At 64.4% G+C, this 20655-nt stretch carries 18 protein-coding genes, 1 tRNA gene and 1 pseudogene; 10 read left to right on the plus strand and 10 right to left on the minus strand.

All coding sequences use genetic code 11. The annotated features are described in order from the left end of the window. Positions 1–145: 145 nt before the first annotated feature. A pseudogene (locus IF809_RS15505) lies at positions 146–304 on the plus strand (ATP-binding protein); the annotation flags it as partial. Between the two features lie 106 nt (positions 305–410). On the opposite strand, the gene IF809_RS15510 reads toward IF809_RS15505, so the two are convergent. After that, positions 411–495: transfer RNA gene (locus tag IF809_RS15510), tRNA-Leu, on the minus strand. Between the two features lie 213 nt (positions 496–708). On the opposite strand from IF809_RS15510, the gene IF809_RS15515 reads away from it, so the two are divergent. Then, a complete protein-coding gene (locus IF809_RS15515; RefSeq protein WP_462837954.1) occupies positions 709–1251 on the plus strand; it encodes a disulfide bond formation protein B in 543 nt (180 codons plus the stop codon). On the opposite strand, the gene IF809_RS15520 is transcribed toward IF809_RS15515, so the two are convergent. From IF809_RS15520 to IF809_RS15530, 3 genes are read right to left on the minus strand one after another with little or no spacing between them, the layout of a single operon-like run. Further along, positions 1252–1983 carry an ABC transporter ATP-binding protein gene (locus IF809_RS15520; RefSeq protein ID WP_128964019.1) on the minus strand — a complete coding sequence of 244 codons (732 nt, stop codon included), beginning with the start codon at positions 1981–1983 and terminating at the stop codon, positions 1252–1254. Then, the gene (locus IF809_RS15525; protein WP_462837955.1) at positions 1980–3749 is read right to left on the minus strand and encodes a branched-chain amino acid ABC transporter ATP-binding protein/permease; all 1770 of its coding nucleotides are present in this window, start codon (positions 3747–3749) and stop codon (positions 1980–1982) included. Before IF809_RS15525 ends, IF809_RS15520 begins: the two co-directional genes overlap by 4 nt. Before the next feature lie 5 nt (positions 3750–3754). Further along, a complete protein-coding gene (locus tag IF809_RS15530) occupies positions 3755–4795 on the minus strand; it encodes a branched-chain amino acid ABC transporter permease (RefSeq protein ID WP_462837956.1) in 1041 nt (346 codons plus the stop codon). Positions 4796–4973: 178 nt separating this feature from the next. On the opposite strand from IF809_RS15530, the gene IF809_RS15535 reads away from it, so the two are divergent. The 8 genes from IF809_RS15535 (at position 4974) to IF809_RS15570 (ending at position 13108) form a co-directional block, all read left to right on the plus strand. Further along, on the plus strand, positions 4974–5495 hold the full coding sequence (locus IF809_RS15535; protein WP_128964021.1) for a MarR family winged helix-turn-helix transcriptional regulator: 522 nt from the start codon (positions 4974–4976) through the stop codon (positions 5493–5495). 192 nt (positions 5496–5687) lie between these two features. After that, positions 5688–5957 (plus strand): helix-turn-helix domain-containing protein, encoded by a 270-nt coding sequence (locus IF809_RS15540; protein WP_453981875.1) that lies wholly within the window; start codon positions 5688–5690, stop codon positions 5955–5957. A 40-nt stretch (positions 5958–5997) separates the two neighbouring features. Next, on the plus strand, positions 5998–7998 hold the full coding sequence (hyfB, locus tag IF809_RS15545; RefSeq protein WP_462837957.1) for a hydrogenase 4 subunit B: 2001 nt from the start codon (positions 5998–6000) through the stop codon (positions 7996–7998). Continuing rightward, on the plus strand, positions 7995–8951 hold the full coding sequence (locus IF809_RS15550) for a respiratory chain complex I subunit 1 family protein (protein ID WP_462837958.1): 957 nt from the start codon (positions 7995–7997) through the stop codon (positions 8949–8951). Before hyfB ends, IF809_RS15550 begins: the two co-directional genes overlap by 4 nt. Positions 8952–8954: 3 nt before the next feature. Beyond that, positions 8955–9617 carry a hydrogenase-4 component E gene (locus tag IF809_RS15555; protein ID WP_462837959.1) on the plus strand — a complete coding sequence of 221 codons (663 nt, stop codon included), beginning with the start codon at positions 8955–8957 and terminating at the stop codon, positions 9615–9617. After that, the gene (locus IF809_RS15560; protein WP_128964026.1) at positions 9614–11050 is read left to right on the plus strand and encodes a hydrogenase 4 subunit F; all 1437 of its coding nucleotides are present in this window, start codon (positions 9614–9616) and stop codon (positions 11048–11050) included. The genes IF809_RS15555 and IF809_RS15560 overlap by 4 nt, the downstream gene beginning before the upstream one ends. Before the next feature lie 3 nt (positions 11051–11053). Further along, entirely contained in the window at positions 11054–12580 is a 1527-nt protein-coding gene (locus IF809_RS15565; RefSeq protein WP_462837960.1) for a hydrogenase large subunit, read from the plus strand. A 3-nt stretch (positions 12581–12583) separates the two neighbouring features. Next, on the plus strand, positions 12584–13108 hold the full coding sequence (locus tag IF809_RS15570; protein ID WP_462837961.1) for an NADH-quinone oxidoreductase subunit B family protein: 525 nt from the start codon (positions 12584–12586) through the stop codon (positions 13106–13108). A 105-nt stretch (positions 13109–13213) separates the two neighbouring features. Here the strand turns inward: IF809_RS15570 and IF809_RS15575 are convergent, their stop codons facing one another. The 6 genes from IF809_RS15575 to IF809_RS15600 form a co-directional block, all read right to left on the minus strand. Further along, on the minus strand, positions 13214–14497 hold the full coding sequence (locus tag IF809_RS15575; RefSeq protein WP_462837962.1) for a glycerate kinase type-2 family protein: 1284 nt from the start codon (positions 14495–14497) through the stop codon (positions 13214–13216). 185 nt (positions 14498–14682) lie between these two features. After that, positions 14683–15912, minus strand: coding sequence for an ABC transporter substrate-binding protein (locus IF809_RS15580; protein ID WP_462837963.1), 1230 nt, complete (start codon positions 15910–15912; stop codon positions 14683–14685). A 225-nt stretch (positions 15913–16137) separates the two neighbouring features. Beyond that, positions 16138–17364 carry an ABC transporter substrate-binding protein gene (locus IF809_RS15585; protein WP_462837964.1) on the minus strand — a complete coding sequence of 409 codons (1227 nt, stop codon included), beginning with the start codon at positions 17362–17364 and terminating at the stop codon, positions 16138–16140. Between the two features lie 119 nt (positions 17365–17483). Next, entirely contained in the window at positions 17484–18713 is a 1230-nt protein-coding gene (locus tag IF809_RS15590; RefSeq protein WP_453981884.1) for an ABC transporter substrate-binding protein, read from the minus strand. A 39-nt stretch (positions 18714–18752) separates the two neighbouring features. Next, positions 18753–19772 (minus strand): branched-chain amino acid ABC transporter permease, encoded by a 1020-nt coding sequence (locus IF809_RS15595; protein WP_453994998.1) that lies wholly within the window; start codon positions 19770–19772, stop codon positions 18753–18755. A gap of 2 nt (positions 19773–19774) precedes the next feature. Continuing rightward, complete coding sequence (locus IF809_RS15600) at positions 19775–20653, minus strand: branched-chain amino acid ABC transporter permease (RefSeq protein WP_462837965.1); 879 nt, start codon at positions 20651–20653, stop codon at positions 19775–19777. Between the last annotated feature and the right edge of the window lie 2 nt (positions 20654–20655).

Raw genomic sequence — 20655 nt, forward strand, 5'->3', positions numbered from 1 at the left:
AATTGCACGACACGCGGACCGCGGCGCCTGCTCGTCGAGAATTCGCCGTACCGATTGCGAGCAACGGCCGCATCTGACAGTGCAGCCCAGGCAGTCGTAGACCTGGGCAGCCGAGAACGGTGCGTTGTCGGTCGCCACGACCGCGTCCCGGCGCGTCGGCGAGGGCACGGGGCTCGGTCTCTGGATCAGCTACGGCATCGTGCGCGAGCACGGCGGCGAGCTGGTTGCGACCAACGACCCGGAAGGAGGCGCGACCTTTTCATTTGCGCTGCCGCAGGCCATCGCAACGGTGATTTCTGAATGATCGGGTGCTACGGAGCCGGACCACGATCCCTGAACCGGCGATCGTAAGGCGCCTCGCGGTGCGCCGACAGGTCTGTAGTGGCTTGTGATTGCTGCTGTTTTCAGCGTGGTGCCCCTGGCCGGAATCGAACCAGCACTCCTTGCGGAACTCGATTTTGAGTCGAGCGCGTCTACCAGTTCCGCCACAGGGGCCCTCGGTCGGCCCCTCCAGAGGAGGGCGTCGCGAAGCCGGCGGACTATAGCCATGGCAAGGGCGGGGTCAACCCGCGCCAAAGTGATCCCCGGCGTTCTCGACAGGCCCTTGGGTCGGGGTTAGAGGCTAAGAGCGTTTTCGAGCGAACTGCCTCCCGGTTCGCGTCAGGAACACGCGTGAATATAGCGCCACGCCCACCCGAAGAGGCCGCCGTGACGACCCAGAGTGCAGCAATACCCGCGTTTCGCCCCGCTGCCGGGGGCCCTGCGCTCATCGCCTCGCTGGCCGTCACTTTGATTGCGACGGCGACGATTGCGGGGGCCTGGTTCTTCCAGCTCGTCCTGGAGATCCTGCCCTGTCCGCTCTGCCTTGAGCAGCGCTATGCTTATTATCTCGCGATTCCGGTCGGGTTGCTGACTGTGCTTGCGGCGCGGAGCGGCGCGCCGCGGCCGCTGCTGCTGGCGGGGCTCGCGATCCTCGTCCTGGCGACGCTCGCCAATGCCGGGCTCGGCACCTACCATTCCGGCGTCGAATGGGGGCTCTGGAAGGGCCCGACCGATTGCTCTGGTCCGGTCGTCAATCTCGGCAATGCGGGCGATCTCCTGTCGCGGCTCGACACCGTCAAGGTGGTGCGCTGCGACGAGGTGCAGTGGCGCTTCCTAGGCCTCTCGCTCGCCGGCTACAATGTGCTGATCTCGCTGCTGATGGCCGCGATCGCCGCCTGGGGTTTCGTGCGGACGGCGAAGCGAGCTTGATTAGATCGCGCTCGCGCCTTCGTGCTGGAAGCCGAGATAGCTCGCCGCCACGCGCTCGTTCGCCGCGATATCGCTGGCCTTGCCGCTCAGCACGAACTCCCCGAGCTCCATCACATAGGCATGGTCGGCGATCTTCAGCGCGGCTTGTGCGTTCTGCTCGACCAGCAGCACCGAGACGCCGCTGGCACGCAGCTCGGTGATGATGCGGAAGATGTCGGCGACGATGATCGGTGCGAGACCGAGGCTCGGCTCGTCCAGCATCAGCAGTTTCGGCGCGCCCATCAGCGCGCGGCCCATCGCCAGCATCTGCTGCTCGCCGCCCGACAGCGTGCCGGCGAGCTGCTTGCGCCGCTCCTTCAGGCGCGGGAACAGCGTATAGACCTGCTCGATCGAGGCCTTGGCCTTGCTCCGCTCGATGCGGAAGGCGCCTAGCTCGAGATTGTCCTCGACATTCATGGTGACGAACAATTCGCGGTGTTCAGGCACGAGCCCGAGCCCCATCGCGACGCGGTCCTCGATGTCGAGCCGGGCGAGGTCCTGCCCGGCAAAGGCGACGCGCCCCTTCAGCGGCAGGATGCCCATGATGGCCGAGAGAAGCGTTGTCTTGCCGGCACCGTTGGCGCCGACGATGGTGACGATCTCGTTCTCGCCGACCTCGAGCCCGACCGAGCGCACCGCCTCGACCTTGCCATAGGCGACATGCGCGTCGGTGACTGACAACAGCGCGCTCATGCCGCCACTCCGAGATAGGCCTTGATCACTTCGGGATTGGTCTTGATCGTGGCGGGCGTGCCTTCCGCGATCTTGGTGCCGAAATCGAGCACCACGATGCGATCGGCCAGGTTCATCACGAAGCCCATGTCGTGCTCGACCAGCAGCACGCTCATGCCGCCGTCGCGCAAATCGCGCAGCAGCTTCGCCAACTGCTGCTTCTCCATGTGGCGCAGGCCCGCGGCAGGCTCGTCGAGCAGCAGCAGCATCGGATCGACGCAGAGAGCGCGCGCGATCTCGACGATACGCTGCTGGCCGAGCGAGAGACTGCCCGCAAGCTGATGCATCTGCTCGGTGAGACCGACGCGCTCGATCTGGCGGGCGGCTTCCGCGAGCAATCTCGCCTCATCGGCGCGATCGAGCCGCAGCATCGAGGCGAGCGGCCCGGACTGACCGCGCAGATGCGCGCCGATCGCGACATTCTCCAGCACGGTCATGTCGGGGACGAGCTTGACGTGCTGGAAGGTCCTGCTGATACCGAGCTCGACGATCTCCTGCGGCGGCGCGCGATCGACCTTCTTGCCGAGCACCGAGATCGAGCCCGAGGTCGCCGATAATACGCCGGTGATCAGGTTGAAGGTGGTGCTCTTGCCGGCGCCGTTCGGTCCGATCAATGCGACGATCTCGCGGGCCTGGACGTCGAAGGAGACATTGTTGACGGCGACCACGCCGCCGAACTGCTTTCGCGCCTTCTCGACCTGGAGCAGCACGCTTCCCTCGCCGGGCGAGCGGGCGCGGGTTTCGAGCTTCAGCGAGGTGTCTGGCTTCCTGCCGCCGGTCCGCTCGGGGAAGAAGGACATCAGCCACGGCCAGACGCCGCCGGGCGCGAGCTGGAGCAGCGTCACCAGCATGACGCCGAACACGATGGTCTCGACCTGGCCGGATCCGGGCAGGATCAGCGGCAGATAGCTCTGCAGCACCTCTTTCAGGATCACGACGATCGCTGCGCCGAGCACGCCGCCCCAGACATAGCCGGCGCCGCCGACGACCGCGATGAAGAGATATTCGATGCCGGCATGGGCGCCGAACGGCGTCGGCGTCACCGCGCGCTGCAGATGGGCGTACAGCCAGCCGGACAGGCCGGCGAGCACGGCGGCGTGGATGAACACCAGAAGCTTGGCGCGCGGCGTATGCACGCCGAACGCCTCGGCCGCGACATGGCCGCGCCTGAGCGCGCGGATGGCGCGGCCGGTTCGGGAGTCCAGGAGGTTCATCGTGAGCAGCGCCGAGATCAGGACGGCCGCCCAGATCGCGTAATAGATCGAGTCCGGCGAGAGCATCCTGAACGCGCCGATCGACAGCGGCGGGATTGCCGAGATGCCGTCGTTACGCCCGAGGAATTCCAGCTTGCTGAAGAGGTAGAACAGGCCGAGCCCCCAGGCCAGCGTGCCCAGCGGCAGATAGTGGCCGGAGAGGCGGACCGTGATCAGGCCGAGCAGCACCGCAAACAGCCCGCTGACCACCAACGACAGCGGCAGCGTCAGCCACGGGGACAAGCCATAGCTCGTCGTCAGCACCGCGGTGGTGTAGGCGCCAAATCCAACGAAGGCGGCTTGGCCGAACGAGGTCAGGCCGCCGACGCCGGTGAGCAGCACGAGGCCCATCGCGACCAGCGCGGCGAGGCCGATATTGTCGAGCAGCACGATCCAGAATGGTGGCAGGCCCGGGATGAACGGGATCGCCGCCATGAGAGCTGCGAAGACGAGGATGGGAAGCCGGCTCTGCATGCGCCTCAGTCCTTCTCTTCTTCGACCGCGGGCGCGGCCAGCGAGCGCAACAGCAGCACGGGGATCAGGAGCATGAACACGATCACCTCCTTGTAGTTGGAGGCATAGAAGGACGAGAACGCCTCGACGATGCCGACGAAGAGGGCCGCGACGGCGGTCAGGGGATAGCTGACGAGGCCGCCGATGATCGCGGCGACGAAGCCCTTCAGGCCGATCAGGAAGCCCGAGTCGTAGTAGAGCGTCGTGATCGGGACGATCATGATGCCCGACAGCGCGCCGATGACGGACGCCAGCAGGAAGGCGATCTGGCCCGACAGCGTCGTGCGGATGCCGGCGAGCCGGGCCCCGAGCCGGTTGACGGCGGTGGCCCGCAGCGCCTTGCCGTACAGGGTCAGGCCGAAGAACAGCCAGAGCCCGACGATGAAGGCGATGGTGATGCCGTAGACCGTGAGGCTCTGGCCGGTGAAGCGCAGCGAGCCTGCGGTGAAGGCGCCGGAAAGCACCGCCGGTCCGCGCTGGCCCTCGGCCCCGAAGAACAGCAGGCCGAGCCCCTGAAGCGCCAGGTGCACGCCCACCGATGCGATCAGCAGCACCAGCACCGAGGTGTGCGCCAGCGGCTGGAACGCGATACGGTAAAGATAGAGGCCGATCATCGCGACGATCACCAGCGACAGCGCGATGCAGACCGCGACCGGCGGCTTCTGAGCCGCGAAGTAGATCGTCAGGGCCAGCACGATGGCCGGCAACACGATATTGGCGAGGACGCTGCGCAGGATCAGCCGGCCGTGCAGCGTTTTGCGGGCCACGAACAGGTCGAAGGCGCAGGCGGCGATGCCCATGGCGAGCGCGAGCTTCGCCGTGCCCGGCATCTGGCCCGAGGCCAGCGAGGCATAGGTCAGTGCGCCATAGGTGACGAATTCGCCCTGCGGGATGAGGATGACGCGGGTGACGGCGAACACCAGCACCAGCGCGAGGCCGAGCAGCGCGTAGATCGCGCCATTGGTGATGCCGTCCTGCAGCAGGAACAGCATGATGGTGGTGTTCAAGACCGGACGCTCCCCCTTGTCGATCCGGACCCGCCTCGCGCGATTGCGGTGGATGGTCCGTTCACAGCCATTGAAATACGCTGACGATATTTGATATGGTCCATAACAATTATCAAATATAACATCAAGGGTGGGGAACGACCCGTCCCGAATTTAGCGGGATTGCGAGCATGAGGCGATGACCGTTTCGAAAACCGCTGAGAAGTCCTCCGAGAAATCCGGTGAGGCGACCAAGGGCCGCAAGGATGCGCCCGAGACGCTCCCCGAAGCCCTGCAGCTCGGCGAGCTCTCGGAACAGCTCGGCTATGTGCTGAAGCGGGCGCAGCTCAAGGTGTTCGAGAACTTTCTGCGCTGCATGGCCTCGCTCCAGCTGACGCCGGCGCAGTTTTCGGTGCTGCTGCTGGTCGAGAAGAATCCGGGCCGGAATCAGACCGAGATCGCCTCGACCCTCGGGATCCTCAGGCCGAATTTCGTCGCGATGCTCGACAATCTCGAGAGCCGCGATCTCTGCGCCCGGATCCGCTCCACCAACGACCGCCGCTCGCACATCCTGGTCTTGACCGACAAGGGCAAGGCCGTGTTGGCCCGTGCCAAGAAGCTGGTCGCCACCAAGCACGAGGCCCGGCTCAACGAGCTGCTCGGCCAGGCCAATCGCGAAGCCCTGCTGGGCATGCTGTCGAAGATCGCCAACGAATTCTGAGCGGCAGTCATTTTTGAGTGCGCTCGAGCGGGCCCCGGAATCTCCGCACCGGATGGATGCGGTCGCCATGTCCGGGGGCGCAGCTCCATACCGCGTCCCACACAATGATGCGTTGCATATACAAAATGATGCTTGAAACATCATTTTACCTGCTCTAAGCTTGGGAAATCAATCGCTGTAACTGCCACGAACATGATCACTGCCGCGCAGCTTAGAGCCGCCCGTGCCTTGCTCAGGATCGACCAGCGCGAGCTCGCGCAGCTCTGTTCGCTGTCGCTGCCGACGATCCAGCGCATGGAGGCCTCCGAAGGGCTGATCCGCGGCAATGTCGATTCCCTGGTGAAGCTGGTCGAGGCGCTATCGGTTGCCGGCGTCGAACTGATCGCCGAGGGGGCGACGTCGAGCGCCGGGGGCCGCGGTGTGCGGCTGAAGTCTCCATCCCCGAGCGCGGGCGGCCCATAGCAATGACGACGCGCGCGCAGATCATGATCGAGGAGCGGCCATGATCGCCGTGGCGCTATGGTCAGTGGCGGCTCTGCTGGCGCTGGCGCCTGCAGGGATCGTGCTGTCGACGCGCCCGCGCGGCTCGATCATTCTCTACGGCGGATGCCTGCTCGCCACATCGACGCTATGCGTCACGGCGCTGTCCGATCTGCTCTATGCCCCTCATCTGACGCAGAGCGCGACATTGCCGATCGGGCTGCCCTGGCTCGGAGCCCATTTCCGGCTCGATGCGCTGTCCGCCTTCTTCCTTGTCGTCGTCAATCTTGGCGGGGGCGCGGCGAGTCTGTTCGCGCTCGGCTACGGCCGGCACGAGGATTCCCCCGGCCGCGTGTTGCCATTCTATCCGGCCTATCTCGCAGCGATGAACGTCGTCGTGCTGGCCAGCGATGCCTTCAGCTTCCTGGTCGCCTGGGAATTCATGTCATTGACGTCCTGGGCGCTGGTGGTGTCGCATCACCGGGCAGCCGAGAATGTCCGCGCCGGCTACGTCTATCTCCTGATGGCAAGTTTCGGCACGCTGACGCTGCTGCTCGCCTTCGGCCTGCTCGCGAGCGGTGCCGGTTACGATTTCGATGCGATCCGAGCCTCGCATCCTTCCGCTGCGCTGGCCGGCATGGTGGTGATCCTCGTGCTGCTGGGCGCCGGCTCCAAGGCCGGCCTGGTGCCGCTGCACGCCTGGCTGCCGCTCGCCCATCCCGCCGCACCCAGTCACGTTTCCGGCCTCATGAGCGGCGTCATGACGAAAGTCGCCGTCTACGGCTTCGTGCGCATCGTCTTCGATCTTCTGCCCGAACCGGTATGGTGGTGGAGCATGGTGGTGCTGCTGGTCGGCGGTCCGACGGCGACGCTGGGCGTGCTCTATGCGCTGATGCAGCGCGATATCAAGCGCGTGCTCGCCTATTCGACGATCGAGAACATCGGCATCATCTTCACCGGCCTCGGGTTGGCGCTGGCCTTCAAGGCGGAAGGTCTCGATTGGGTGGCAGCGCTCGCTTTCACCGCGGCGATGCTGCACGTCTTCAATCATGCGCTGTTCAAGAGCCTGTTGTTCTTCGGCGCCGGCGCGGTGCTGGGAGCAACCGGCGAGCGCGACATGGAGAAGCTCGGGGGGCTGATCCATCGCATGCCGACAACGGGGGTCGCGGTGCTGGTCGGCTGCGTCGCGATCTCGGCATTGCCGCCGTTCAACGGCTTCGTTTCGGAATGGCTGACCTTCCAGGCGATCCTCCTCTCGCCGCACCTGTCGTCCTGGGGGCTCAAGCTGGTCATTCCGGCAGTCGGCGGTTTGCTGGCGCTGGCGGCCGCCTTTGCCGCGGCCTGCTTCGTCAAGCTCTATGGCATCAGCTTCCTCGGCCGGCCGCGCTCGGACGTCGCCGCGTCGGCGCATGAGACCCACCGCTTCTCGCTGACCGCAATGCTCATGCTTGCCGCCTTATGCCTCGTCGCCGGCATTCTGCCCGGGCTGTTCATCGATGCGCTGGCGCCGGTGAGCAGGACTATGGTCGGCAACGTCATGCCGCATCAGGTCGGAGTGCAGTGGCTCACCGTCGTGCCGATCGCGGAAAGTCGCAGCTCCTATAACGGTCTTCTGGTGTTCGTGTTCGCGGCACTCTGCGGCACGGCGGCGGCCTCGGCCATTCACCGTTTCGCCTCCGATCGCTTACGCCGTGCGCCGGCCTGGGATTGCGGCTATCCCGATCCGAACCCAACCATCCAGTACTCGGCCTCCAGCTTCTCGCAGCCGATCCGCCGCGTATTCGGCAGCGTCGTCTTTGCCGCGCGCGAGATTGGCGAGATGCCGCCGCCATCATCGCCGCTGCCCGCGCGATTGCAGGTCGAACTGCGCGATCTGATCTGGGATGGGCTGTACGCGCCGGTTGCGATCGTCATCGATTTTGCGACGGACCGCATCAATATCCTGCAGTTCCTCAGTATTCGTCGCTACCTGACGCTGGTTTTCGTGGCGCTCATCGTGCTGCTGCTGGTGGTGGCCTTATGAGCGCGCTGCGCGATATCGTCTCCCAAGGCGCCCAGATGTCGCTGGTGCTGGGGCTCGCGCCGCTGCTGACGGGTTTCGTGCGGAAGGTGAAGGCTCGGCTGCTGCGCAGGCGGGGGCCTCCGCTGCTCCAGCCCTATCGCGACCTCGTTCGTCTGATGCGCAAGGACGTCGTGCTCGCGGACAACGCATCCTGGCTGTTCCGCGTCATTCCCTATGTGATGTTCGCGGGCACCTGGGTTGCGGCCTCGCTGGTGCCGACTTTCGGCAACGGCCTGTTGTTCTCCTGGACCGCCGACCTCATCGCCATCATCGCGCTGCTCGGCAGCGCGCGCTTCTTCCAGGCGCTCGCCGGTATGGATGTCGGCACTGCCTTCGGCGGCATCGGCTCCAGCCGTGAGGTCATGATCGCCTCGCTCGCCGAGCCTGCGATGCTGATCACCGTCTTCTCCGTGGCGATGATCGCGGGATCGACCCAGCTCGCCTACGTCGCCGAATTCATGGGCTCGGACGCTGTCGGTCTGCGCGTCTCGCTCGGCATGGCCTTCGTCGCGCTGACCATCGTGGCGCTGGCGGAGAATGCACGTATTCCCGTCGACAACCCCGCCACCCATCTCGAGCTCACCATGGTGCATGAGGCCATGGTGCTGGAATATTCGGGCCGTCATCTCGCGCTGATCGATCTGTCGTCGCAGCTCAAGCTCCTGCTATACGTCTCGCTGATCGCCTGCGTGTTCCTGCCATGGGGCACCGCAACTGCGGATGCGAGCGTTGCGAAACTCGTTTCCGGTGCGCTGCTCTACTTCGGCAAGCTGACGGTCCTCGGCTTTCTGCTCGCCGTGTTCGAGACGTCGATCGCCAAGATGCGCGTGTTCCGGATTCCGGAGTTCCTGGGTGCGGCATTGATGCTGGCGCTGCTTGCCACCCTGCTGCGCTTCGTGTCGGGGAGCCTCTGAGAGATGAGCAGCCTGCAATTCGACATCGCCCATCTGCTCGCCGGCTCCCTCGTGCTGGCGAGCTTCATGATGCTCTACCAGGACCGGCTCTATGCGCTGCTTAATGTCTATGCGCTGCATGCCGGCGCGCTGGCATTGTCGGTGGCGTGGCAGGCCTATGTGCAGCAGGCGCCGCATCTCTATGTCACGGCGCTGATCGCGCTGGTCTTCAAGGCCATCATCATCCCGGTCGCGCTGCACCGGATCATCAAGAAGCTCGGCATCCACCGCGAGATCGAGAACGTGATCGGCGTCGGGCTGACCATGATGGCCGGCATCGGCCTCGTCGCGCTCTCGATGGTGGTGATGCTGCGGGTGACGCCGGGCGCGGATGCGCTCGCCCGCGAGGACCTTGCCTTTGCGCTGTCAGTGGTGCTGCTCGGACTCCTGATCATGGTGACGCGGCGAAACGCGGTGAGCCAGGTCGTCGGCTTCATGTCGCTGGAGAACGGGCTGGTGCTGGCCGCAACCGGGGCCAAGGGCATGCCGCTGGTGGTGGAGATCAGCGTCGCCTTCTCGGTGCTGATCGCCTTCATCGTGATCGGCATCTTCCTGTTTCGCATTCGCGAGCGTTTTGACAGCGTGGACGTGCAGGCGCTCGATCGTTTTCGCGGAGAGCGGCGATGATCGACGCCCTCAGCGCAATCCTCTTGATCCCGGCCATCTCGGCCGCGCTGCTCGCGCTCCTGCCGGGCTACAAGCTGACGGCGAAGCTCAACGTCGTTGCGGCGCTCGCGACCTTCCTCACCTCGCTGACGCTGTTCGTGATCGAGCCGACGTCAGGCCAGTATCTGCTGCTTGACGACCTCAACAAGGTCTTCATCGTGCTGACGACGTTCGTCAGCTTCACGACTTCAGTGTTCAGCGCGAGCTACATCCATCACGAAATCGAGACCGGACGGCTGACGCCGGCCTTCCTGCGCTTCTACCACGCGATGTACCAGATGCTGATGTTCGCGATGAACCTCGCGCTCATCGCCAACAACATCGGCCTGATGTGGGTCGCGGTCGAGATGGCGACGCTGACGACCGTGCTGATGGTCGGCATCTACCGCACCCATGAGGCGCTGGAAGCCGCCTGGAAATATTTCATCCTCGGTAGCGTCGGTATCGCGCTCGCGCTGTTCGGCACGATCCTGGTCTATATGGCGGCGCGCCCCGTGGTGGGCGAGGGAATGGACGGCATGGTGTGGACGGTGCTGGTGAAGCACGCCGCGCAGTTCGACCCGGCGTTGCTCAACGTCGCCTTCGTCTTCCTCCTGCTCGGCTACGGCACCAAGGTCGGCCTCGCGCCGCTGCACGCCTGGCTGCCGGATGCGCATGCCGAGGGCCCGACGCCGATCTCGGCGGTGCTCTCCGGCCTGCTGCTCAATGTCGCGCTCTATGCGCTCCTGCGCTTCAAGATGATGCTCGCGGTCAACTCCGCGGCGATCACGCCAGGTCCGCTGATGGTGACCATGGGCCTGATCTCGGTGATCTTCGCCGCGCTGATGCTGTACAGGCGCCGCGACATCAAGCGGATGTTTGCCTATTCCTCGATCGAGCATATGGGCATCATCGTCTTCGCCTTCGGCATGGGCGGGCCGCTCGCGAACTTCGCCGGGCTGCTGCACATGACCATGCATTCGCTGACCAAGTCGGCCATCTTCTTCGCGGTCGGCCATATCGCACAGGTCAAGGGCACACAGAAGATCGCCGAGATCGGCGGGCTCACGGCGACCAGCCCCGCGCTCGGCTGGAGCCTGATGCTCGGCGTCATTGCCATCGTCGGGCTGCCGCCGCTCGGCATCTTCATGAGCGAGTTTCTCGTGGTGAGTTCGACCTTCGCCCGCGCGCCGTGGCTGACGGTGATCCTGGTGCTCGGCATCATCATCGCGCTCGGCGGGCTTTTCTTGCGGATCGGCCCGGTGATGTTCGGCGAGCCCAAGGGCAAGACGGCGCCCGCGGAGGCCTCCTACGTGCCGATGTTCACGCATCTCGGATTGGTGCTGATGGCGGGCGTCTATCTGCCGCCGGTGCTGGTCACCGGTTTCCAGAACGTCGCGAAGCTCCTGGGGTAGGCGATGGGCATCCTCGACAGCATCCCCCATGTCAATGCGGTGTCGTCGCACCGCCCCTGGCCGCGCGCGGTCGTGACGGAGACGGGTTGGCAGGCCGCGGTCGATCGGCTGGTCGAGGGAAGCCTCACGCTGCTTGGCTTCTGGGGCGAGCCGGCCGCGGTGCATTTGGCGCTGCTCGACGGCGGCCCGGCCGAGATCGCGGTCGTGACCTACGCGTGTACGGCCGGCACGTTTCCAAGCGTCGCCAGCCGCCATCCGCCGGCGCTTCGGCTGGAACGGACCATTCATGACCTGTTCGGGCTTGTTCCAGTTGCCGCTGACGATCTGCGGCCGGATCTGCGCCCTTGGCTCGATCACCATGTCTGGGGCAAACCCTATCCGCTGTCAGGCCGCAACGCCTCGCGCGACGCGCTGCCCTACCAGTTCCTCCCCGCCGAGGGCGAGGCATTGCATCAGGTGGCGGTCGGCCCCGTTCACGCCGGGATCATCGAGCCCGGCCATTTCCGCTTCACCGCCAATGGCGAGCATGTCGTGCGGCTGGAGCAATGGCTCGGCTACACCCATAAGGGCATCGAGTCGCTGATGCAGGGTGCGAGCCTCGAGGCGGCGGCAAAACTCGCCAACCGCACCTCCGGCGACAGCGCCGTCGCCTACGCTTTCGCCTTTGCGCGCGCTGTCGAGGCCGCGCTGGACGTGCAGGCGCCGCAGCGCGCGACCTGGCTACGCGCCCTCATGGCGGAACTGGAGCGGCTCGCCAATCATCTGGGCGACATCGGGGCCATCTGCAACGACGCTTCGTTCGCGCTGATGCATGCCCAGACCGGTATTCTGCGTGAGCGCTGCTTGCGCGCGGCCGATGTCGCGTTCGGCCATCGCCTGATGATGGACGTCATCGTGCCCGGCGGAGTGAGGCGTGACATCACGCCGGACGGCGCTTCCGCGCTGCGCGCGTTGCTTGCGGAGCTGCGTAAAGTCTTTCCGCGCCTGATCGAGCTCTATGACAATACGGCGTCGTTGCAGGACCGCACCGTCACCACGGGCATCGTGAAGGCGGACTACGCGCGCCTGTTTGGCGCCGGCGGCTATGTCGGCCGCGCCTCGGGCCGCAATTTCGATGCACGGCGCACGCTTGCTTACGCGCCCTACGATCAATTGTCGTTCGAGGTGCCGGTGCTGGACGCCGGCGACGTGAACGCGCGGGTCTGGATCCGAATCCGCGAGGTCGAGCAGAGCGTCGAGCTGATCGAGCAGATCCTCGACCGGCTCGAGCCGGGAGAGCTCGGGACCGCGCTGCCTCCCGGTGTCGGTCGCGGTGCCTGTGAGGGCATGGCGCTCGCCGAGGCGTTCCGGGGCGACGTTCTGGTGTGGCTGCGGCTCGATGGCGAGTTGCGCGTCGAACGCTGCCATCTGCGCGACGCGTCGTGGTTCCAGTGGCCGCTGCTGGAGACGGCGATCGAGGGCAACATCATCGCCGACTTCCCGCTCTGCAATAAGTCGTTCAATTGTTCCTATTCCGGCGCGGACCTCTGAGCCATGCGCAACACGCTGCTCGAAAGCCTCACCCACGGTTCGCTGACGGAGCCTGCGCCGGCGCCGGACCAATCTGCGCTGGCGGAGCTTGCCACGAAGGTCGACCGCGCCGCCCAGGCCAGGCTTGGTCGTTCGCTTGCCATTCGCGAGGTCGATGCCGGGTCCTGCAACGGCTGCGAGCTGGAGATTCACGCGCTGTCCAACGCTTTCTACGACCTCGAGCGTTTCGGCCTGCGCTTCGTCGCCTCGCCGCGCCATGCCGACGTGCTGCTGGTCACGGGCCCCGTGACGAAGAACATGCGACAGGCGCTGGAGCGCACCTACAACGCGACGCCCGATCCGAAATGGGTCGTTGCGGTCGGTGGATGCGCGATCGATGGTGGGATTTTCAGAGGCAGTTACGCCTGCGTCGGGGGCGTATCCAAGATCGTTCCGGTGGATTTGCACATCAAAGGTTGCCCGCCGTCGCCGACGGACTTGTTGAAGGGCCTGCTCGCCCTGCTGGAGCATGTTGGCGCCAAGCGGTGAGGCGCATCCACACCTTCGGTCCGTTGCGAGGAGCCACGGGTCAGGCCTTCGGCCGTCCCGATGGCTCGCGAGATCGATGTGATGCACGGCTAACGCCTGGCCCGCTCAATCCACCAGGATCACCCTGATGTCGTTGACATTGGTGAGCGTCGGGCCGGGCTGCAGCAGGTCGCCGGTCGCCTCGAAGAACGTCGTCGCGTCGTTGTTGTCGAGATAGGCCTGCGGCTGGAGCGCCAGCGCCTTCATCCCGGCAAACGTCGCAGCGTCGATCAGCGCGCCGGCGGGGTCGGTTGGGTGGCCGGCGCCACCATCGGCGCCGTCGGTATCGCCGGCAAGCGCTGCAATATCGGGCGTGTCCTTCAACAAAGCGGCGAGCGCCAGCGCGTATTCCTGGTTGGGGCCGCCGCGCCCTTGGCCGCGCACGGTCACGGTGAGCTCACCGCCGGAGAGGATCGCAACGCGCCTGCCTTGGGCGCGGGCCTGAAGCGCCAGCCTGGCGTGATCGGCGGCGACCTCGCGGGCCTCGCCCTCAAGATCGGCGCCGAGATCGATGATCTCGTAACCGGCCTCCTTCGCGAGCTTCACTGCGGCGTCGAGCGATTGTCTGGGCCGCGCGATCAGTTCGAAATGCGCGCGCGCGAACGCGGCGTCATCAGGCTTGCAGCTTTCATTCCGGGGATCCTCGAGCGCACGCCGCACCGCATCGTCGACAGCGAGCTTGTATTTCGCGACGATCGCGCGCGCATCGGCCAGCGTGGTCGGATCGGGCACGGTCGGGCCCGAGGCGATAGCGGATGGATCGTCATGCGGCACGTCGGAGATCGCGAGCGTCACGATCTCGGCGGCGTTCTTGCCGGCCCGCGCCAGGCGGCCGCCCTTGATGCGCGACAGATGTTTTCTGACGACATTCATTTCGCCGATCGGCGCGCCCGAGCGCAGCAGCGCCTTGTTGACCGCCTGCTTCTGCGCGAAGCTGATGCCGTCGCTAGGTGCGATCCAGTTCGCCGAGCCGCCGCCGGTGAGCAGCACCAGCAAGAGATCGTCAGGGCCGGCCTCGCTTGCGAGCGCGAGCGTGTCGGCGGCACCTTTCAGGCCGGCTTCGTCAGGCACGGGATGGCCGGCCTCGACGACGCGGATGCGGCGCGTCGGCACGCCGTAGCCGTGGCGCGTGGTCGCGATGCCGACGAGGCGCTCCGGTGCGAGCTCGAGCGTGTCGAGATAATGCCGTTCCGCAGCCGCGGCCATCGCGGCGGCGCCCTTGCCGGCGGCGAGGCAGATCACGCGTCCCTTCGGAGCCGGCCGCAGATGCGGCGCCAGAATCGTATTCGGATGCGCGGCGGCAACGGCTGCGTCGTAGAGCGCGCGGAGCAGGGGACGGCGGTCGGTCATGACGATGGCCTTCGGAGTGGTGGCGGCGAGCCCGCCATTTCACCTGCCTACCCCATCGCGCGCAAAAGCGTAAGCACGCTTTACCATCATTCGATTGTGCAATCGCGTGATCATAATCGACCGGCCAAGCAAGAGCCCCCTGCAATCGTCTCGCAGGGGGCACGTTGTCGTCGCAAGCGAGGCGGCTAGCCGCCGGCGTCGGCGCTGATCACGTCGCCGAACAGCTCCCATTTCTCTCCCTTGAACCGCTCGAGCCGCAGCTGGCTGATCGGAGCAAAGTCGGTTGGGGAGGTGTTGATCTGGATGCCGGGCAGCAGCACTTCGGTCCGGTAATCCTTCAGGCTGGCGGCCTGCTTCATGACGTTCGCGCGGGTCAGATCGTCGCCGCATTGCTTTAGCACCTGGACGAGCGTCTGCGCCACGCCGTAGCCGACGATGGTGCCGTGGTCGAGCTTGTCGCCGTCAGGGAAGTACTTGTTCATGAAGGCCAGGAAGTCCTTCATGCCGGGATCATTGTTCCACTCGGGATCCGAGACGTCCTTGAGATAGTCGGCGGAGATGATGTCCTGGGAGTTCTCGAAGCCAGCGGGCTTGAGCACGCTGCCGACGGAGGCCGAGACGTTGTTGAGGAAGTGCAGCGGCTTCCAGCCGATCTCGGCGTTCTTCTTGATCGCCTGCGCCGCGAATTTCGGCGTCGTGATATTCATGAAGACGTCGGCGCCGGTCGACTTCAGCTTGACGATGTGGTTGTCGATCGTCGGCTCGGAGGTCTCATAGCTCTCCTCGGCGACGATCATCGAGGACGCCTTGGAGCCGAGGCCGTCCTTGAGGCCCTTCAGATAGTCCTTGCCGTAATCGTCGTTCTGATAGAGCACGGCGATCTTGGCGTCAGGCTTGTTCTTGAGCAGCCACTTTGCGTAGATCTGCGTCTCGCTCTGGTAGTTGGGCTGCCAGCCCATGGTCCAGGGGAAGTCCTTCGGGTCGTTCCACTTGGTGGCGCCGGTAGCGACGAACAGCTGCGGCACCTTCTTCGAATTCATGTATTTGTGGATCGCCGAGTTCGGCGGCGTGCCGAGCGAGTTGAAGATGAACAGCACCTCGTCGCTCTCGACCAGCTTGCGCGCCTGCTCCACCGTCTTCGGCGGCGAGTAGCCGTCGTCATAGGAGATGAAGTTGATCTTGCGGCCGTTGATGCCGCCTTCGTCGTTGATCTTCTTGAAATAGGCGGCTTCGGTCCGCCCGATGATGCCGTAGGCGGAGGCCGGTCCGCTGTAGGGCATGATGTTGCCGACCTTGATCTCGGTATCGGTCGCGCCGGTATCGTACTTCTTCTGGGCCGATGCGATGGAGGTCGAGGCCGCGATGAGCGCGAACGCGAGTGATGCGGCCGCTAGCTTGCCGGTGACAGCGGGCATTCCAATCTCCCTATTTTCTTGGTGTGTGTGCGCTCCTTTTCTTGACGCAATTGTTCTTGGCGACGCGGCCCAATTCAATACGATTTGGCCGACGGCTTCAACAGAAAGCCCCCGCGACGTCGTCGCAGGGGCTGCGTCTTTAGTAGTCAGGGGCGCCTGTGCAACTGCGAGAAGGCGAGACTGTCTTGAGTTGCTGCGCCAATTCCGAGCTATTCTGAGTTGCCGTCAGTGCTCGAGCTCACTCGAGATGACGTCGCCGAACAGCTCCCACGACTTGCCCTTGAAACGCATCATCTGGAGCTGCTCGATCGGGGCGAAATTGTCGGGAGCGGTGTTGATTTTGATGCCGGGCAGCAGAGTATCAGGCGCGAAATCCCTCAACGACGCTGCCTGCTTCATGACATTGTCGCGCGTGAGATTGTCGCCGCACATTTGCAGCACCTTCACCATGGTTTGTGCGGCCCCATAGCCGAACACCACGCCGGCATCGAGTTTGTTGGCCTTCGCATCGTACTTCGCGACGAACTCGTAGAACTTCTTCATGCCATCGTCGGCGTTCCATTGCGGGTCGGAGCCGTCCTTGATGTAGGTCGCCGACAGGATGCCCTGCGAGATCTCGAAGCCTGCCGGCTCGAGCACGCCGCCGACCGAGGCCGAGACATTGGAGAGGATGTGCATGGGGTGCCAGTTGATCTCGGCCGCCTTCTTGATCGCCTGAGCCGCGAATTTCGGCGTGGTGATGCTGACGAAGACATCGACGCCCGCTGTTTTCAACTTCACCACATGCTCGTCGATCGCAGGCTCCGAGGTGTCGTAGGCTTCTTCCTGCACGATCATGGAGGCCTTGGCGCCGAGGCCGTCCTTCAGTCCTTTCAGATAGTCCTTGCCGAAATCGTCGTTCTGGTAGAGCACGCCGATTTTCGCGCCCGGCTTCTCCTTCATGATGTATTTGGCGTAGATCTTCGCCTCGCTGGCGTAGCTCGGCTGCCAGCCCATGGTCCAGGGATAGGTCTTGGGATCGTTCCACTTCGAGGCGCCGCTCGCCACGAACAATTGCGGCACTTTCTTCTCGTTCATGTATTTGCGGATGGCGCCGTTGGTCGAGGTGCCGAGCGAGCCGAAGATCAAGAGCACATTGTCGCTCTCGACCAGCTTGCGCGCCTGCTCCACCGTCTTCGGCGGCGAATAGCCATCGTCATACGAGATGAACTTGATCTTGCGGCCGTTGATGCCGCCTTCGGCATTGACCTTGTTGAAATAGGCTTCTTCAGCCTTGCCGATGACCGCATAGGCGGAGGCCGGACCGCTGTAGGGCATGATGTTGCCGATCTTGATCTCGGTGTCGGAGGCGCCGCTGTCGTAGGCCTTCTGCGCCGATGCGGGATTGCTCATTGCAGTGCACAACGCGAATGCGGCGGCAACCGCCGCAACCTGAAATCGAACGACCGTCATTGCTCTCCTACCCACCTGGATCGGCGCAGCATTGAACAAGATTGATGCACGACGTCAACAAAAAGCCCCCCGCAATCGCTCGCCGGGGGCTCGTCAGTTCGGATGATGGCGTCAACCCATCACTCGGAGGGGACGTCGCCGCTGATGATCTCGCCGAACAGTTCCCATTTCTCGCCCTTGAAACGCTGCATCTGGAGCTGCGAGATCGGCGCGAAGTCGGTGGCGCTGGTGTTGATCTTGACGCCGGGCAGCAGGGTGTCCGGTGCAAAGTCCTTCAGGCTCGCCGCCTGCTTCATCAGATTGGCGCGGGTGAGATCGTCACCGCACATCTCCAGGACCTTGGCCAGCGTCGAGGCCGCACCATAGCCGTACACCGTGCCGGTGTCGGTCTTGTCGGCGCCCGGCATGTACTTGTCGATGAACTCGTTCCACTTCTTCATGCCGGGATCGTTGTTCCACTGCGGATCCGTCGAATCCTTGGCATAAGCCGCCGACAGCACGCCTTGCGAGGCCTCGAAGCCGGCCGGCTTCATCACGCTGCCGACCGAGATCGAGACGTTGGTGAGGATCTGGAGCGGCTTCCAGTTGAGCTCGGCGGTCTTCTTGATAGTCTGGGCCGCGAATTTCGGTGTCGCATAGATCAGCAGCACATCGGGATTGGCGGCCTTGATCTTGACGATGTGGCCGTCGATCGACGGCTCGGAGACCTCGTAGCTTTCCTCCATGATGATCATGGACGAAGCCTTGGCGCCCAAACCGTCCTTGGTGCCCTTGAGGTAGTCTTTGCCGAAATCGTCGTTCTGATAGAGGATCGCTACCTTGGCGTCGGGCTTCTCCTTCATCAGCCACTTCGCGTAGATCTGAGCCTCGCTCTGGTAGGAGGGCTGCCAGCCGATGGTCCAGGGGAAGTTCTTCGGGTCGTTCCACTTGGTGGCACCGGTCGCGACGAACAGCTGCGGGATCTTCTTGGCGTTGAGATATTTCTGGATCGCGCTGTTCGAGGGCGTGCCGAGCGGATTGAACACGGCCAGCACCTCGTCGCTCTCGACCAGCTTGCGGACCTGCTCGACCGCCTTCGGCGGCGAGTAGCTGTCGTCATAGGTCACGAAGCTGATCTTGCGGCCGTTGATGCCGCCCTTGTCGTTGATCATCTTGAAGTAGGCTTCCTCGGTCTTGCCGATGATGCCGTAGGCCGACGCCGGACCGCTGTACGGCATGATGTTGCCGATCTTGATCTCGGTATCGGACGCGCCGGTGTCGTATTTCTTTTGGGCGAGTGCTGCGCCGGAGGTGAGTGTCGCGACCGCCGTTACCAGTGCGGCGGCTCGTAGTGTTCTTTCGAAAAGCAATTTGGTCTCCTTGGTTGAAACAACAGTCTTGATGATGGCTTAGTTTCGTCTGAGCCGTCCGGCGAATTGCTGGCCCAGGATCGCGACCTGCCTTGCGCCATGCGGCACGAGGTAGATGACGAGGAACAGAATCACGCCGAACACGGCGCCGGAGAGGCCCTTGGAGATGCCTTCCGCGATGTTCGGCACGAAGATGATGAAGGCTGCGCCGACGATCGAGCCCGGCAGCCAGCCGACACCGCCGACGACCATGCCGAGGAACAGCTGGATCGCGAGCGTGATGGTGAAGCTGTCGGGAGCGACGAACTGCACCGCGATGGCGCTGAGGCCGCCGGCGACGCCGGTGATGCCGGCGGAGACACCGAAGGCGAGCGTCTTGTAGAGTGCGACGTTGACGCCCATCGCGGAAGCCGCAATCTCGTTGTCGCGGATCGCCATGAAGGCGCGGCCCGAGCGGGAGCGCAGCAAATTCACCGAGAAGATGTAGATCGCAAGCACGACGAGAAGCGTGAAATAATACAGCCACATGTCCTGCGACATCTTCAGGCCGAACGGCGCGTCGGGCTTGGTGACGACGAGACCCTGCACGCCGCCGGTCCAGGGCTCGAGGAAGTTCAGCTTGAGCAGCTGCGGCATCGCGGTCGCGAGCGCGAAGGTCGCGAGCGCGAGGTAGACGCCGGAGAGCCGCAGCGCCGGCTGGCCGAACAGGAAGCCGACGCCGAAGCAGAGCACGCCCGCGACCGGCAGGCAGAGGAAGTAGGGGATGTTGAACTGCTCCATCATCACAGCGGTGACGTAGGCCCCGATGCCGTAGAACGCGCTCTGGCCGAGCGAGAACTGGCCACTTCCGCCGGTCAGAATGTTGAGCGCCAGCACGGCGAGGCCCAGATACAGGAGCTGGGTCAGCTGGAAGATCACGAAGTTCTTGGCGAACAGGGGGACGGCGATGAGAAGCAGCAGCACCACGACCGACGTGCCCGTGCCCATCGTCATGGCTCGCTTCGGAACGGCTTCGACCGCCTCGTTGCCTTCGGCGACGACTTCTTCGGCTGCGCTCATGATCAAACTCGCTTGACGATGTGCCGGCCGAACAGGCCAGCGGGTTTGACGACCAGGACGGAGATGATCAGCGCGAGCGCGATCGGGAGTTTCAGCTCGTTGCCGACGCCGGGAATGTAGGTGCCGGCGAGATTCTCGAAGATGCCGACCAGGAAGCCGCCGACCACGGCGCCGAACGGGCTGGTGAGGCCACCGAGCACGGCCGCGGCAAAGCCGTAGATCAAGACGCCGCCCATCATGTTGGGCTCGAGGAACACCACGGGGGCAATCAGCATGCCGGCGATGGCGCCGATCGCGGAGGCCATGCCCCAGCCCAGCGCGATCATCCAGGAGGTGTTGATGCCGACGAGGCGAGCCGATTCAGGCACCGAGGCGGCCGCGCGCATCGCAAGGCCGATCCTGGTGTACTGGAAGAAGAAGTAGAGGCCGAGCAGCAGCAGCACGGTGACGCCGATCATGCCGGCCTGGTGGGTCGACACGAGCTGGCTGCCGAGAAACGGTGAGGAGCCGAACGGCGTCGGATATTGCTTGATGGTGAAGTCCCAGATCAGGCCGGCCGACGAGTTGATGATGGAAAACAGCGCGATGAAGCCGGCGACATTGGTGAGAACAGGCGCTTTCGCCAGCGGCTTGAACAGGATGCGCTCGATCGCGATGCCGCCGATGAACGAGAGCACCAGCGTGATCACGAAGGCGGCCCAATAGGGCACGCCCCATTGCATCAGTTGCCACGAGATGAAGGTCGAGAACATCGCCATCTCGCCTTGCGCGAAGTTGAGATGATCGATTGCCTGGTAGATCATGACGACGGCGAGCGCCATGCAGGCATAGATGGCGCCGGTGGCAATGCCGGCCAGCACCTGGTTGGTAAACAGCTCCATCG

The sequence above is a fragment of the Bradyrhizobium sp. UFLA06-24 genome (assembly GCF_054967145.1).

What these genes read in the sequence shown, in the direction of transcription:
- IF809_RS15595 (WP_453994998.1), bottom strand. Translation starts at nt 19,772, where the DNA reads ATGAGCGCAGCCGAAGAAGTCGTCGCCGAAGGCAACGAGGCGGTCGAA.
- IF809_RS15565 (WP_462837960.1), top strand. Translation starts at nt 11,054, where the DNA reads ATGGGCATCCTCGACAGCATCCCCCATGTCAATGCGGTGTCGTCGCAC.
- IF809_RS15560 (WP_128964026.1), top strand. Translation starts at nt 9,614, where the DNA reads ATGATCGACGCCCTCAGCGCAATCCTCTTGATCCCGGCCATCTCGGCC.
- IF809_RS15525 (WP_462837955.1), bottom strand. Translation starts at nt 3,749, where the DNA reads ATGCAGAGCCGGCTTCCCATCCTCGTCTTCGCAGCTCTCATGGCGGCG.
- IF809_RS15575 (WP_462837962.1), bottom strand. Translation starts at nt 14,497, where the DNA reads ATGACCGACCGCCGTCCCCTGCTCCGCGCGCTCTACGACGCAGCCGTT.
- IF809_RS15550 (WP_462837958.1), top strand. Translation starts at nt 7,995, where the DNA reads ATGAGCGCGCTGCGCGATATCGTCTCCCAAGGCGCCCAGATGTCGCTG.
- hyfB (WP_462837957.1), top strand. Translation starts at nt 5,998, where the DNA reads ATGATCGCCGTGGCGCTATGGTCAGTGGCGGCTCTGCTGGCGCTGGCG.
- IF809_RS15555 (WP_462837959.1), top strand. Translation starts at nt 8,955, where the DNA reads ATGAGCAGCCTGCAATTCGACATCGCCCATCTGCTCGCCGGCTCCCTC.
- IF809_RS15570 (WP_462837961.1), top strand. Translation starts at nt 12,584, where the DNA reads ATGCGCAACACGCTGCTCGAAAGCCTCACCCACGGTTCGCTGACGGAG.
- IF809_RS15585 (WP_462837964.1), bottom strand. Translation starts at nt 17,364, where the DNA reads ATGACGGTCGTTCGATTTCAGGTTGCGGCGGTTGCCGCCGCATTCGCG.
- IF809_RS15540 (WP_453981875.1), top strand. Translation starts at nt 5,688, where the DNA reads ATGATCACTGCCGCGCAGCTTAGAGCCGCCCGTGCCTTGCTCAGGATC.
- IF809_RS15520 (WP_128964019.1), bottom strand. Translation starts at nt 1,983, where the DNA reads ATGAGCGCGCTGTTGTCAGTCACCGACGCGCATGTCGCCTATGGCAAG.
- IF809_RS15580 (WP_462837963.1), bottom strand. Translation starts at nt 15,912, where the DNA reads ATGCCCGCTGTCACCGGCAAGCTAGCGGCCGCATCACTCGCGTTCGCG.
- IF809_RS15600 (WP_462837965.1), bottom strand. Translation starts at nt 20,653, where the DNA reads ATGGAGCTGTTTACCAACCAGGTGCTGGCCGGCATTGCCACCGGCGCC.
- IF809_RS15535 (WP_128964021.1), top strand. Translation starts at nt 4,974, where the DNA reads ATGACCGTTTCGAAAACCGCTGAGAAGTCCTCCGAGAAATCCGGTGAG.